The sequence below is a fragment of the Paenibacillus sp. QJM3NY_38 genome, assembly GCF_056173265.1.
In genome coordinates this window covers 1,784,254-1,797,988 of the sequence record NZ_CM149665.1, presented here as the reverse complement: position 1 = coordinate 1,797,988, position 13,735 = coordinate 1,784,254, and the positions used below count along the sequence as shown (strand labels likewise).

The following is a 13,735-nucleotide window of genomic DNA, read 5'->3' as shown; positions in this document are numbered from 1 at the left end:
ATGAGCCTAAGTTTTGCCACTCAATTTATCTATATGCCGAAAATAGGAGAGCATGACTTTTTTGCGAATTGTGCTTGAAACTTACAGGTTCATTCAGGATCTTGCAAATTTTCTTACCGGTCCGATGTCTCTATGATTCGTTCTCTTAACTCCAACATATCCAGAGGCCAGGGTGCATTCACCTCAATATCCTCGCCCGAGAAAGGATGAGTAAATAGCAGAAGTTCGCCATGCAGCGCTTGGCGCGGAAACGCCCCTGATCCTCCGTATAAGGAATCTCCCAGAAGCGGGTGTCCCATATGACTTAGATGCACCCGGATCTGATGCGTCCGGCCGGTTTCCAGTCGAATTTGCAGCAGGCTGGCTTTCGGATACACCTCGGATGATCGAATATGCGTGATCGCAGCCTGCCCGGTTAATGAAACTCTCCGACGGCTTGAATGATAGCGGTCTTTGCCTATCGGCAGATCGATTCTCTTCAGATCCTGAGAGACCCTCCCCTGAACGATAGCCGCGTATATCCGGACGATCTTCTTCTCCCGCATGTCCTCATCAAGCTTTAGCTGCGCATATTCATTCTTGGCGTACAGCACGGGACCTGTTGTATCCTTATCCAGCCGATGAATATGCCGGACTGCCGTATGGATGCCTTCGGCTTCGTAATATGCGGCAACCACATGATTCAAGGTCGTCTCGCGGCTCTCGTTGTCCGGATGGACCGCCATACCGGCCGGTTTGTTCACGACCAGGCAGAAATCGTCCTCATACAATACATCAAGCTCCTGCCATCTCGGTTCGATGCCGTAATCCCGGTAAGGAAAAAGGACCAGCCGAAGCCGATCCCCTCTCCATTGTATCCCCTGTTCATGACGAAGCTTACGATACAGCTTCTCGGGCATACCGACCGTTTCCATAAGCCACTTGGCAGCCGCTTCGTTCCGATCCGGCAGACTCAATAGCGCCTTGCCCGGCGTCATCTCCAGCCATTCGCCGCGTTTGCTCCAATTCCCCCCGTAACTCATAGGCTTTTGAAGGCGTTGTAGTTGGCTTCAATGGTAGCATCGATATCTTCTACCGTATGAGCGCCCGAGATAAACATGCCCTCGAACTGGGAAGGAGGTACGCTGACTCCCTCTTGGACCATCGCTGCAAAATAACGGCGGAAACGATCCAGATCACTAGTCTTGGCCGTATCGAAATTGACGACCGGCATATTCGTGAAGAAAGGACATACCATGGAGCCGATCCGGTTAATCGTAAGCGGGATACCGAATTCCTGAGCGTTACGCTCAAATCCTGCCTGAAGGCGGGCTCCCCGCTCCTCGAGCTGTTCATAGACGGCAGGCGTCAGCAGGTTCAGGGTCGTGTAACCAGCCGCCATGGCGAGCGGATTACCGCTTAACGTTCCTGCTTGATAGATCGGTCCTGCCGGGGCAATCTGATCCATCAGCTCACGCTTGCCTCCATAGGCACCGACTGGCAGACCGCCGCCAATCACCTTGCCCAAGCATGTCAAATCCGGTGTAACGCCATAACGTCCTTGCGCACAGTTCAGATCAACGCGGAATCCCGTCATCACCTCGTCAAAAATAAGCACGCTGCCATAATCAGAAGTGACCTTGCGAAGACCTTCCAGGAATCCCGGCTGCGGAGGGACCACGCCCATATTGCCTGCCACGGGCTCAACAATAACGGCTGCAATCTCTTCGCCGAACCGCTCAAAGGCAAGCTGTACCGATTCCAGATCGTTATAAGGAACCGCAATGGTGTTGGAAGCAACGCTTTCAGGCACACCCGGGCTATCAGGAAGTCCAAGCGTTGCGATGCCCGATCCCGCTTTAATCAGAAGACTGTCGGCGTGGCCATGATAGGAGCCCTCGAATTTAATGATTTTGCTGCGTCCTGTATAACCGCGCGCTAGACGGATAGCACTCATGGTTGCTTCCGTACCGGAATTCACCATCCGCACGACCTCGATCGACGGCACGCGTTCACAGACGAGCTTCGCCATCTTCGTTTCCAATAGGGTTGGAGCACCGAAGCTGGTCCCCTTGGCAGCTGTCTCCTGAAGCGCTTCAACAACCTCAGGATGCGCGTGACCCATAATCAGCGGCCCCCAGGAACCGACATAATCAATAAAGCTGTTGCCATCGATATCATATACCCGGCTGCCTTCTCCGCGATCGATATAAATCGGAGTTAGTTCAACAGACTTAAACGCACGTACCGGACTGTTGACACCGCCGGGAATATATAACTTCGCTTCTTCAAAAGCAGAACGCGACAAATCTTCTTTTCGCAAATCTTGGCTCATCGTATGCACTCCTAACTCTTTCATCGTTAATGGTTACTAGCTGCGCATCCAGCGTGCTGCGTCCTTCGAGAAATACGTAATGATAATGTCCGCACCGGCACGCTTCATCCCGGTCAGCAGCTCCATCACAATCGCCTGCTCACTGATCCATCCCTGCTGAGCAGCTGCTTTAATCATGGAATACTCACCACTCACGTTGTATGCAACAATCGGCAGATCAAACTGGTCTCTCAGCAATCGGACAACATCAAGGTAGGCCATAGCCGGTTTCACCATCAGCATATCGGCGCCTTCCAGCACGTCCGTCTCCGCCTCGCGAAGCGCCTCTCTTACATTAGCCGGATCCATCTGATATGTTTTGCGGTCGCCGAATTGCGGAGCGGAATCGGCAGCCTCACGGAAGGGTCCGTAAAAGGCTGAAGCGTACTTAACGGAGTAAGACATGATCGGCACGTTATAAAATCCGGCTTCATCAAGACCAGAGCGAATGGCTTGGACAAAACCGTCCATCATATTCGAAGGTGCAATTATGTCGGCTCCAGCTTTGGCCTGGGAAACCGCTGTACGAACGAGCAGTTCCAGCGACTCGTCGTTTAATACATCGCCGCAGGTGTGGCCGTCACGCTCAAAGGTATGCACCATACCGCAGTGGCCGTGGTCGGTAAATTCGCACAGACACGTATCAGCAATCACCAGCAGATCGGGATGCCACGACTTGATGAGACGGGTAGCCTCTTGGACTATCCCGTCATCCGCAAAACCGGATGTGCCCACGCTGTCTTTCGTCTCGGGAATTCCGAACAGGAGCACAGCAGGAATGCCTAGACTTACGATTTCGTCTACTTCCTCTTGTAAGGTGTCAAGCGAAAAATGATAGACGCCTGGCATGGAGGAAATCTCCGATTTCACACCACTGCCATAGGTCACGAAGATCGGCTGAACCAGATCCTCCGTATGAAGCACGGTCTCGCGGACCATGCTGCGAATGCCGGCATTTTGACGCAGCCGACGATGGCGTACGATTGGAAAACTCATGACGTATACCTCCAAATGATGTAATTTCGTTCACGTATATAAGAGATTATCGATATTATGGCGCAACACGGCGTGGATCGTTCTCGTTCCAAATGCACAAGGCCTTAACCAGACTGTCGACCGTCGCTTCCTCGGCGAGGAGGGATACGTGCAGTCCGGCTTCTTCAGCCGTCTGCGCGGTTAATGGTCCGATGCAAGCAATCGTTGAACCTTTCAACAGTTCGACTGGATCTGCCACGCCCATCCCCTTCAGCACCTTCAGTAGATTGGTAACCGTAGAAGAACTGGTGAACGTAACGGCGTGAATGCCTCCATCTTCAAGCAGCTTCAGCAGCTCATCATCGTCCTCGCCGCACAGCACGTTCTCATAGATCACGGCTTCCGTCACGTGCAGTCCCATTTCCGTCAGCTTCTCCGGCAGCCACTTGCGTGCGAGATCGCCGCGAGGCAGCAGCACGCGCTGACCGGGCTGGAGCTCTGAACCGTAAGCATCGATAAGGCCTTCCGCCTGGTAACGCTCCTTGATAACTTCAGCCACGACACCGTATTTTCCAAGAGCATGGGCTGTCGCGGGGCCAACCGCGACGATGCGGGCCGAGGCTAAGGCGCGAATATCGCGACCATTCTCCTTCAGGTGGCGGAAAAAGAATTCGACTCCGTTCACGCTGGTGAAAAATGCCCAGTCATACGTACTCAGCTTGTCCAGTGCTTGTTGAATTCCTGCAAGCCTCTCGCTCTTCGAAGGCATGACGGTTTCGATGACGGGAAACTCATAAGGCTCTCCGCCCAGCTCTTCGATTTGGGATGCCAATGCACTGGCCTGGCTTCGCGTCCTTGTGACCAGTATTCTTTTGCCGAAGAGGGGCAGCCGTTCCGCCCACTTCAGGTGCTCCCGCTGAAGCACCACCTGTCCAACAACGATGACCGCAGGCGGCTGAAAATCCGCTGCTTTGACTCTGTCCTCGATGTCCGCCAGTGTCCCCGTCAGCGTATCCTGCTCTGCCCGGGTTCCCCATCTAATAAGTGCCACCGGGGTTTCCGACGGTCGGCCGTGCTTGATCAGCTGACGACTGATATAACCGATCTTCGCCACACCCATCATAAAAATCAAAGTTCCCGTTGCATTGGTAACCTTGTCCCATTGAATCATTCGGTCCAGCTTTTCGGGACTTTCGTGGCCGGTAATTATCGATAAAGACGAAGCATGGTCTCGATGCGTCACCGGAATCCCTGCATAAGCCGGAACACTGATCGCCGAGGTGATCCCCGGCACAATCTCGTACATGATGCCATGACGGTATAACAGCTCCGCTTCTTCACCCACTCTTCCGAAGATCGTCGGATCGCCGCCCTTTAAACGGACAACCATCTTACCTTCCAGAGCATAATCAACCAGCAGCTGATTGATCTGCTCCTGTTTCATCGTATGCCGATCCGGAAGCTTGCCTACATAGACCTTCTCCGCTCCGGGTTTCATCCATCTTAGCAGCCGAGGACTAGCCAATCGGTCATACACCACGACATCCGCTTTTTCAATGCATTCCTTGCCTTTAATCGTGATCAGGCGTGCATCGCCCGGTCCTGCTCCCACCAGATAAACCTTGCCTGCCATACCCTCAGCCCCTAACTTGTGCCAGTATCTTCTCCGCTCCTTTAGCTTTCAGCTTTTCAGCCACTTCCACTCCGAGCGATTCAGGGTCGGTTCCTTCGGCGCTTTCCTTCAGTATGATTTCGCCGTCAGGAGAGCCTACCATTCCTGTTAATTGTATAACGTTTTGTTCTCCGCGGGAATCTCCGGCATCCACATTCTTCAGGACGGCGTAAGCCCCGATAGGCACCTGGCATCCTCCATTCAGCTCGCTTAGAAACTTGCGCTCCGCCGCAACGGTTCGTGCAGTAACCTCATCATTATAAAGAGAGAGCAAATGCAGCAGATCAGCATCGTTTTCGCGGCATTCAATTCCAAGTGCGCCCTGACCGACGGCTGGCAGGCTAATTTCAATCGGCAAGTACGACGTGATCCGGTCCTCCCAGCCCATACGCTGAAGACCGGCGGTCGCCAGAATGATGGCCTGAAATTCACCGTCCTCCATTTTGCGAATGCGAGAATCGATATTCCCCCTAATCCATTCGATCTGCAGATCCGGCCGGTACGCCTTAAGCTGACTGGACCGGCGCAGACTGCTTGTCCCCACCTTGGCACCTGTAGGAAGGTCATCCAGCGTTGTTCCTTCTTTGGAGATCAGGCAATCACGAGGATCCTTTCTTGCCGGCACCGCGCCGGATACCAAACCTTCGGGCAGAACGGAAGGCATGTCCTTCATGCTGTGAACCGCCATATCAATCTCGCCGTCCATCATCGCCTGCTCGATTTCTTTGACAAACAATCCTTTGCCGCCTACCTTGGAGAGGGTAACATCCAGTATGCGGTCGCCCTTCGTGACGATTTTTTTGACGGTAAAGTCATAGTCCAGACCGTGCTCCTTGGCTAAACGCTTTAAGTCATCAATAACCTGTCCTGTCTGTGTCAGTGCCAGAGCACTTTGTCTACTGCCAACTACGATTGTACGCATCTTTCATTCCTCCTGATTATTCGCAATCCACTGCTTGATCTTGTCCTCACTCCAGGGCACATAACCTCCGCGGCGAATCTCTCCGAGCATATCCATGCGGTATGCCTTGTGCAAAAGCCGCCTGCGTGCGTCAGCCGACTCCACCTCTTCCCTGATCATCGAACGCATCTTATATAAAAAATCCAAATAGTCCTCATACTCAGGCCCGAACTGGTCTTCGAGCTCGTCGCGTATCTCGCGTGCGGCCATCGGCCCTGCTCCTGATGTGGATACAGCCAGCGTAAGCCTTCCCCGTCGCAGCACCGTCGGGTTGATAAACGTTCCGGCCTCGCCGTTGCTGGCCACGTTAACCAGTACGCCAAGACGATTGGCATCCTCCGCTATTTGCAGATTCAGCTTGCTGTCATCCGTTGCCGCATGGACCATAAACGCGCCTATCAGATCGTCTGATTGATACTTCCGCTTCGTCCATCGAAGAGTCTTCTCACTCTCTAAACGTTGAAGTTTCTCGCTTCGTAATAAGGGACTTACAATATGTACGACTGCCCCGGCATTCAGTAGGGTGACGGCTTTACGTTCCGCCACCTTGCCACCGCCGACAATCAAGCATAAACGTCCCCTGCAATTCAGCATAACGGGTACATAATGATCATCACAGGCCATTCTTGCCATCACACTCCTGACCAACTATGGAAAGCGGACCACGTATTGAGAAAGAAATTCAGAATAATGAACCCATACCCGATTAAAGCCCATATAGCCGCTTCCCTGCCGGACCTTCTCCACAAGCGACGTTTGATGAAGTAAACCAAATACATCGCAAGCGCCGTCATGGTAGACATGACTTTGATGTCCAAAAACAGAGTCCACCGTCCAGCCATGGCCACCGACATTACGGCCAAGATGAGCGACATGACCAGAATAATCGTGCCGGCCATCAGCGCTTTATAGGAGTAAACATCCAGCTTCTCCAGACTTGGCAGCCTGCGCATCGTATCATTCCATTGCTTGTGCTTCAGTTTCCGGTGCAGGAACATATAAATCGCCGCAAACACGGCTCCGACGGTCAAAGCGGCGAAGCTGATACTCGCCAGGGCAATATGAATAAGCAAGAGACGATGTTCCGTCTCCCAGCTGTGCAATGCATTGTCTCCTGTCGTGAACCATAAACGATTGACCAGCATGACGCTAAACCCGACAAGGTTCATAAGCAGGACGGCAAATTCCGACCGCTTCATATACGCCAGAGCAATCGAAGTGATCGATATGCAGAACGCCAGCAGGAACAGGAAATCAAACAGCGTAAATACCGGAAAGTGAAAATGTCCGCCTTCCATCGCTCTGATGCCGATTCCGGTGAATTGTAACAGCGCAGTAATAACAAGAAGCCCTGTGCCTATCCGCTTCGCCACCGAATTGCGTGAAACGCAATCCGAGATATAAAACAGAAGGCTCAGGGCATAGATACAAATGCCGGTGATATAAATTAAGTTTAACAGCATGGGTTGTACTCACCCTCCTCAAAGGGTGGCTGGGGCCAGAGACACCTTGAGCGGTTTCTCTTCTGCCTGCTGATCTACAGCATTCTTCGACCGTTCAGCTTTAACGGGTGCAGTTGCTTTCTTGTTGCGGCTGCGGGCTTCCTGCTCATTCTCATGGATCAAGCTTTCCAGCGCAAAGATTTGTGAAAAATAATCCAGTGCTTCACCGCCCTGCTTGCCGCCCGTCATTTCCTTAATCCGGTTAATGGGATCATGCATCATCTGATTAACGATGCTCTTGGTCAAACGACGGATGACTTTTCGCTGGCGTTCATCCAGTTCCGGAAGCTTGTTAAACAAGCTTTCCATCGTTTCTTCATGAATGGCATTCGACTTCTCCTGCAAAGCCCGAATCGCCGGTCTGACACCGAGCGTCTTCAGCCATGTGTGGAATGCATCCATCTCCTCTTGAATCATCACTTCAATCTTCGCTGCTTCCGCCCGGCGCATTTCCATATTGGTCTCTACAATGCCTTCCAGATCATCAATATCGTACAGGAACACGTTGGAAACTTCCCCAACCGCCGGATCAATGTCCCGTGGCACAGCAATATCAATCATGAACAACGGACGGGACTGGCGTTTCTTCATGCTCTCTTTTACCCGCTCCGCATTCAGAACATATTCATTCGAGCCCGTGGAGCTAATAATGATATCCACGTCATTCAGCAAATGCTTGGCTTCGGCAATGGTGCATGGCGTCCCCTTGAATTTGCTTGCAAGTTCCTGAGCACGGCTAAGCGTACGGTTAGCCACAATTACTTCAGCGGCACCGCTGGCATAAAGATGCTTCACGGTAAGTTCGCTCATCTTGCCTGCACCAAGTATCATCACTTTTTTATCGTTAAATGCCCCGAAAATTCGTTTACCCAGTTCCACCGCTGCATAGCTGACAGAGACGGCACTCTCTCCGATCGATGTCTCCGAATGAGCCCGCTTGCCGAGCGTAACGGCTTGCTTAAACAACATATTGAACCAAGTACCCGTGGCATTCTGCTGCTGCGACGTCAAAAAAGCATTGCGCACCTGTCCCAGGATCTGCGTCTCTCCAATGACCATGGAATCCAAACCGCAGGTAACCTTAAACAGATGGGAAATCGCTTGTTCGTCTTCATATATATAGAGGTGCTGTGTAAATTCTTCACGATTAATGCCGAACCACTGTTCCATAAAACTGCGGATAAAGTAGCCGCACATATGAAGGCGGTCTACCACAACATAAATCTCAGTTCGGTTGCAGGTAGCGACAATGACGCCCTCCAATACGCTCTTGGTCGAATTAAGCTGCTCTAACGCCTTGGGCATGTCTTCTTCCGAGAATGTAAAGCGTTCTCTGACTTCCACAGGCGCCGTGCGATAGTTCAACCCAACAACGACGATGTGCATTGCATGTTCACCTGCCTATTTCTCCGAGTAGTTTTGCCGTTCACAACGGACTTCCTTGACCTTGTTCATTATATCACAGTATGCTGAACAGCCTTGTCTATTTTATGAAATGTTTATGAAATCCCCATACTTCTTCGTTCCATTCATGAAGCTTTCTACCTGTTTGATCGCACCTTACTATTGTGGATATAGAACAGCTTAGATATACGTGTTATTTACTACGAAATCTCATTTCAGAGAACGACTCCCTGGAATTCCGCCGATCTTCTCATGTTCTCAAAATAAATAACCATGGAAAAATCCATGGTTATCAGTATACGCATTTTTTAGAAGGCTGGATTAAACGAGTTCAGCCTGTTTCATCTCAGGCGTTTCCACGGTCATTTCACCGAGTCCGCGCACGAGTTTCTTGGCATAGCATTTTTCAGGTTTCAAAGCGGATACCAGATAGTCAATAGCCAACTGCGGATCTACTGTCTCCCCGCAGGTATAACAGTCAATCGCAGCAAAACCTCTCTCAGGGTATGTGTGAATCGAGAGATGGCTTTCCGACAGCAACACCAGCACAGTCGCACCTTGTGGTTCAAACTGCTTGGATTGGACGGACAATACCGTTGCTCCACATGCTTCAGCGGCTTCCACCATCTGAGCTTGTAAAAATTCTGCACTGTTCAATAGTTCAAAATCGACTCCCCAAGTATCAACAGCAACGTGTCTTCCGAAAGTTGAGTATTCCATCTTCCGGGTTCCCCCTTCCTAGGAATAAAATGTTTGAAAATTTCATCCGCTAGGACCTACGTCATTCACTTCCCGAGGGAATAATCTCTCGCAACATTACATGTCCTGAGTGAATCCTGGTTCCTATATTCTTTTCAACGAGATTAAAAATAACATCTATGACGCTTAAATGCAACACCTTTTTCGAAAATAACCCATAAATATTTTACAGCTCAATATATGTGCGTCTGAACTACTTGGTGTCATGGATCCAATAATAAAAAAAGCCGCCCTGTTACAGGGCAGCCTCCTTAGGCTTCTAGCACGAATAGGCGTTGATTAAACTGTCGCAGCCGCTCATCTATCGTCTTCGTAATAAGTTTATCATTCCCTGCTGCAATCCGCTGGTCCAGAAGCACATTAATATGATGCTGGATGGATTCGATCTCTTTCTCTGCTTCATTGCTGTTGAAGAGTCGCTGCAGTTCTCCTGCCGTATTCTTGTACTCATAAATGACAATGCTGTCGTTCCCGGCGACTTGCGTAATTCTGTGCACCGTTCCCGCATGGTAGTCGTAGCTCATCGTAAAGCCGCGATAAATCCGATTCACTTTACCTGATCCCTTAAAAGCCGCAAACAGTTTGCGTACGGCATTTGTCAGATGGGGAGTAACCAATCGGCACGACAGCTCACAGACGTACAAGCCATTCTTGCGTTCAAAGGGCAAATGAACTTCTTCCCCGCTTTCATCTTCGAGCACAAACTCCTGCTCTCCGCTATCCATGACTTTTACCCGGTTAGTAACCCGGAAAGCTTGGGTATATTGCAGAAATTGATCCATTTGAATATCCGTCATTTGCATTGTGGCATTAACATATTCTGTGGCTAACCGCTGAGCCATAAAAATCTCCCTCAATTCTTTTAACTTACTACCATTATACAGCAGATCCAAGCGGTCTTTCCTGCCGTTCGAACGAGAATATCCATCATATTTCATAAAAAAACGGAATTAGCCGGAATCAGAGCGATATTTCCCGCAAGATGCTCACTTTCCTATAAAGAATACACCGATTCCCTATATTACCCTCGAAAAAAATATCACGAAATGAACCGGATCAGGATTGCTCATTGCCTTCCGTTTCCGAATCCGAATATGTCTCTTCCTCATCATCCTTTGTCCCCATGTGGGACTCCATGATGGCCCATAACTCATCTTTACCCAAACCGAGCTCGGATGAAAACATGACAAAAGAGTGATAGGGTTTGAAGCCAAGCGTCTCCTTCACAATCTTAACATGCTTCTGGCGGCGTGTTTTCGGAATTTTGTCTGCCTTGGTCGCGACCACGCATACTGGCCGGTTATAATGCTGCAGCCATTCATACATGCTGATATCGTCCTTTGAGGGCGGGTGACGCATGTCCACAATCAATAATACAAGCTTCAGTTCTTCCCGGCTGAGCAAATATCTCTCAATCATTTCGCCAAATGCCGCACGCTGGGTCTTGGATACCTTCGCATAACCATAGCCGGGAAAATCGACCAGATACAGGTCGTCGTTCACCCGATAATAGTTGAGCTGCTGGGTTTTCCCCGGTGTTGCACTGGTACGGGCCAGGTTCTTACGGGATATCATACGGTTAATCAGTGATGACTTGCCCACATTGGAACGCCCTGCCAGAGCAATTTCCGGCAAGGCGTCTTCAGGATATTGAGCAGGTACGACAGCACTGATGACAAACTCGGCTTTCGTAACTTTCATAATTTAGACTTTCCTCTCTAGTGCACTCCCGCTTGTTCAACGAGCGCATGCTCCAGAACCTGATCCATATGGGATACCGGAACGAACTCAACGTCGTTCTTCACGCTGTCAGGGATATCACGCAAGTCACGTTCGTTATCCTTAGGGAGTAATATTTTTTTGTAGCCGGCACGGTGGGCTGCCAGGGATTTCTCTTTCAAGCCACCAATCGGAAGAACGCGTCCCCGAAGTGTAATTTCCCCCGTCATGGCCACATCACGGGCTACATGCCGTTTGGTTAAAGATGAGATAAGAGCCGTCGCAATCGTAATGCCGGCTGAAGGGCCATCCTTCGGAATGGCTCCCTCCGGGATATGGATATGGACATCCAGCTTCTCGTGAAAATCCGGATCAATGCCCAGTTCTACCGCTTTGGAGCGGGTAAAACTGAAAGCGGCTTGAGCCGATTCCTTCATCACGTCGCCAAGCTTACCCGTCAAGGTCAGCTTGCCGGTCCCAGGCACCACGGTTACCTCAATGGTCAGTGTCTCGCCGCCCACTTCCGTCCATGCGAGCCCTGTTACCGTGCCGACTTGATCTTCAAGCTCGGCCATGCCATAGCGAAACTTCGGAATACCGAGATATTCCTTAATATCGTCAGCCTTAATCTCAATGGATTCCGATTTATTGGTGACGATCTGTTTGGCGGCTTTGCGGCACAGCGCAGCCACTTGCTGTTCCAGATTCCGCACCCCGGATTCACGGGTATACTCCCGGATCACCTTCATGAGCGCTTCCTCGTCCAGAATCAATTGCTCCGGCGTCAGCCCATGCTCACTCTTCTGCTTGGGCAGCAAATAACGATTGGCGATCTGCAGTTTCTCCAGCTCCGTATATCCTGGAATGTACAGCACTTCCATCCTGTCCAGGAGCGGTCTTGGAATGTTGTGCAGCACGTTTGCCGTCGTGACAAACATGACGTTGGACAGATCAAAAGGAATCTCCACGAAATGATCGCTGAACGTATTATTTTGCTCAGGATCAAGTACCTCAAGCAGGGCTGAAGACGGGTCGCCCCGGAAGTCGGATGCCATCTTATCGATTTCATCCAGCAGGAATACAGGATTCATTGACCCCGCCGTTTTCATGCCTTGAATGATACGTCCCGGCATGGCCCCTACATAAGTGCGCCGGTGGCCGCGGATTTCCGCCTCGTCTCTTACCCCGCCTAACGAAATGCGAACGAACTTGCGCTCCAGAGAGCGGGCGATGGACCGGGCCAGTGATGTTTTGCCGACCCCCGGAGGGCCAACCAGACATAGAATAGGCCCTTTCATCTTCTTCACCAGCTTTTGCACCGCCAGATATTCCAGCACGCGCTCCTTCGGCTTCTCGAGTCCGTAATGGTCTTCGTCCAGCACTTGCTCCGCTTTGACGATGTCCAAATCGTCCTCGGTCATGTTGGTCCACGGTAACGCCAAAAGCCAATCGACATAGTTCCGAATCACGCCGCCCTCAGCAGAGCTCGCCGGCATTTTCTCGAGTCGGTCGATTTCCTTCTCTACCTTCTCGTGTACGCGCTCGGGCAATTCAAGCTCCTGAAGCTGACTTCGGAGTTCCTCTACTTCCCCGGCACGACCTTCCTTGTCGCCAAGCTCTTTCTGAATGGCCTTCATCTGTTCGCGCAAGTAGTATTCCTTCTGGGTCTTCTCCATTTGCTTCTTGACCCGCTGGTTGATCTTGCGCTCCAGCTCCAGCACTTCGCGCTCGTTATTCAGTATATCTAGAAGTTTCTCGAGCCGTTTGCGAACATCAATTGTTTCGAGAATTTCTTGCTTATCCTTAATCTTCAGTGACAAATGACTCGTGATGACGTCTGCCAGTCGACCCGGCTCATCAATATCGGAAACGGCCGCCAGTGTCTCTGGTGTCACCTTCTTTGACAGATTGATATAATTCTCAAACTGAGACAGTACGGTTCGCATTAATGCGGAAACTTCGGGGTCATGGTTCTCTTCTTCGGGAAGTTCCCGAGCGATGACCTCATAGTATTCCTCTTGATCCGTATATTCAATAACTTCCGCCCGTTCCATACCCTCCACTAGCACACGTATGGTACCGTTGGGAAGCTTAAGCATCTGGCGTACATTCGCAACTGTGCCAATCCGAAAAATATCATCCTGCGTCGGTTCTTCAATGTTCACTTCCGATTGAGAACATAGGAGAATCAAATTGTCTTCAACCATCGCCTTTTCTAAAGCCTTTACCGACTTCTCCCGGCCTACATCCAAGTGAAGCACCATGCTTGGATAGACCAAAAGACCTCTCAAAGGCAGTAAAGGAAAACGACGACCTTTGGATCTACTGGGTCCCATCGCTTTCGCACCTCCAATGGCTCTCAATGTTGACACTATTCCTATTTTATCAAA

The 13,735-nt window shown here is 50.7% G+C and carries 12 protein-coding genes; all 12 read right to left on the bottom strand.

From position 1 onward, the window contains the following. Nucleotides 1-113 precede the first annotated feature (113 nt). Nucleotides 114-1,022: an RluA family pseudouridine synthase gene (locus AC0VZ8_RS07845; protein WP_475486565.1), complete on the bottom strand. Its 909-nt coding sequence runs from the start codon at nucleotides 1,020-1,022 to the stop codon at nucleotides 114-116. Next, the gene (gene hemL, locus AC0VZ8_RS07840; RefSeq protein ID WP_475486564.1) at nucleotides 1,019-2,314 is read right to left on the bottom strand and encodes a glutamate-1-semialdehyde 2,1-aminomutase; all 1,296 of its coding nucleotides are present in this window, start codon (nucleotides 2,312-2,314) and stop codon (nucleotides 1,019-1,021) included. The genes AC0VZ8_RS07845 and hemL overlap by 4 nt, the downstream gene beginning before the upstream one ends. A 36-nt stretch (nucleotides 2,315-2,350) precedes the next feature. After that, entirely contained in the window at nucleotides 2,351-3,349 is a 999-nt protein-coding gene (gene hemB / locus AC0VZ8_RS07835; protein ID WP_071223423.1) for a porphobilinogen synthase, read from the bottom strand. A gap of 55 nt (nucleotides 3,350-3,404) precedes the next feature. Continuing rightward, entirely contained in the window at nucleotides 3,405-4,961 is a 1,557-nt protein-coding gene (gene cobA / locus AC0VZ8_RS07830) for a uroporphyrinogen-III C-methyltransferase (RefSeq protein ID WP_475486563.1), read from the bottom strand. 4 nt (nucleotides 4,962-4,965) lie between these two features. Next, the gene (gene hemC / locus AC0VZ8_RS07825) at nucleotides 4,966-5,922 is read right to left on the bottom strand and encodes a hydroxymethylbilane synthase (RefSeq protein ID WP_220686158.1); all 957 of its coding nucleotides are present in this window, start codon (nucleotides 5,920-5,922) and stop codon (nucleotides 4,966-4,968) included. Between the two features lie 3 nt (nucleotides 5,923-5,925). Continuing rightward, a complete protein-coding gene (locus tag AC0VZ8_RS07820; RefSeq protein ID WP_260069372.1) occupies nucleotides 5,926-6,585 on the bottom strand; it encodes a precorrin-2 dehydrogenase/sirohydrochlorin ferrochelatase family protein in 660 nt (219 codons plus the stop codon). Nucleotides 6,586-6,593: 8 nt separating this feature from the next. After that, nucleotides 6,594-7,424 carry a cytochrome c biogenesis protein CcsA gene (gene ccsA / locus AC0VZ8_RS07815; RefSeq protein ID WP_260069371.1) on the bottom strand — a complete coding sequence of 277 codons (831 nt, stop codon included), beginning with the start codon at nucleotides 7,422-7,424 and terminating at the stop codon, nucleotides 6,594-6,596. 18 nt (nucleotides 7,425-7,442) lie between these two features. After that, nucleotides 7,443-8,849, bottom strand: a complete 1,407-nt coding sequence (gene hemA / locus AC0VZ8_RS07810; RefSeq protein WP_475486562.1) for a glutamyl-tRNA reductase — start codon at nucleotides 8,847-8,849, stop codon at nucleotides 7,443-7,445. A 339-nt stretch (nucleotides 8,850-9,188) separates the two neighbouring features. Then, on the bottom strand, nucleotides 9,189-9,587 hold the full coding sequence (speD, locus tag AC0VZ8_RS07805) for an adenosylmethionine decarboxylase (RefSeq protein WP_006208786.1): 399 nt from the start codon (nucleotides 9,585-9,587) through the stop codon (nucleotides 9,189-9,191). A gap of 290 nt (nucleotides 9,588-9,877) precedes the next feature. Further along, entirely contained in the window at nucleotides 9,878-10,468 is a 591-nt protein-coding gene (locus AC0VZ8_RS07800; RefSeq protein ID WP_071223429.1) for a non-ribosomal peptide synthetase module, read from the bottom strand. A gap of 214 nt (nucleotides 10,469-10,682) precedes the next feature. Further along, nucleotides 10,683-11,327, bottom strand: a complete 645-nt coding sequence (gene yihA, locus AC0VZ8_RS07795) for a ribosome biogenesis GTP-binding protein YihA/YsxC (protein ID WP_475486561.1) — start codon at nucleotides 11,325-11,327, stop codon at nucleotides 10,683-10,685. Nucleotides 11,328-11,344: 17 nt separating this feature from the next. Further along, nucleotides 11,345-13,681: an endopeptidase La gene (gene lon / locus AC0VZ8_RS07790; protein ID WP_475486560.1), complete on the bottom strand. Its 2,337-nt coding sequence runs from the start codon at nucleotides 13,679-13,681 to the stop codon at nucleotides 11,345-11,347. Between the last annotated feature and the right edge of the window lie 54 nt (nucleotides 13,682-13,735).

Coding starts and splice junctions, on each gene's coding strand:
- AC0VZ8_RS07845 (WP_475486565.1), bottom strand. CDS start 1,022: ATGAGTTACGGGGGGAATTGGAGCAAACGCGGCGAATGGCTGGAGATG.
- hemL (WP_475486564.1), bottom strand. CDS start 2,314: ATGAGCCAAGATTTGCGAAAAGAAGATTTGTCGCGTTCTGCTTTTGAA.
- hemB (WP_071223423.1), bottom strand. CDS start 3,349: ATGAGTTTTCCAATCGTACGCCATCGTCGGCTGCGTCAAAATGCCGGC.
- cobA (WP_475486563.1), bottom strand. CDS start 4,961: ATGGCAGGCAAGGTTTATCTGGTGGGAGCAGGACCGGGCGATGCACGC.
- hemC (WP_220686158.1), bottom strand. CDS start 5,922: ATGCGTACAATCGTAGTTGGCAGTAGACAAAGTGCTCTGGCACTGACA.
- AC0VZ8_RS07820 (WP_260069372.1), bottom strand. CDS start 6,585: ATGGCCTGTGATGATCATTATGTACCCGTTATGCTGAATTGCAGGGGA.
- ccsA (WP_260069371.1), bottom strand. CDS start 7,424: ATGCTGTTAAACTTAATTTATATCACCGGCATTTGTATCTATGCCCTG.
- hemA (WP_475486562.1), bottom strand. CDS start 8,849: ATGCACATCGTCGTTGTTGGGTTGAACTATCGCACGGCGCCTGTGGAA.
- speD (WP_006208786.1), bottom strand. CDS start 9,587: ATGGAATACTCAACTTTCGGAAGACACGTTGCTGTTGATACTTGGGGA.
- AC0VZ8_RS07800 (WP_071223429.1), bottom strand. CDS start 10,468: ATGGCTCAGCGGTTAGCCACAGAATATGTTAATGCCACAATGCAAATG.
- yihA (WP_475486561.1), bottom strand. CDS start 11,327: ATGAAAGTTACGAAAGCCGAGTTTGTCATCAGTGCTGTCGTACCTGCT.
- lon (WP_475486560.1), bottom strand. CDS start 13,681: ATGGGACCCAGTAGATCCAAAGGTCGTCGTTTTCCTTTACTGCCTTTG.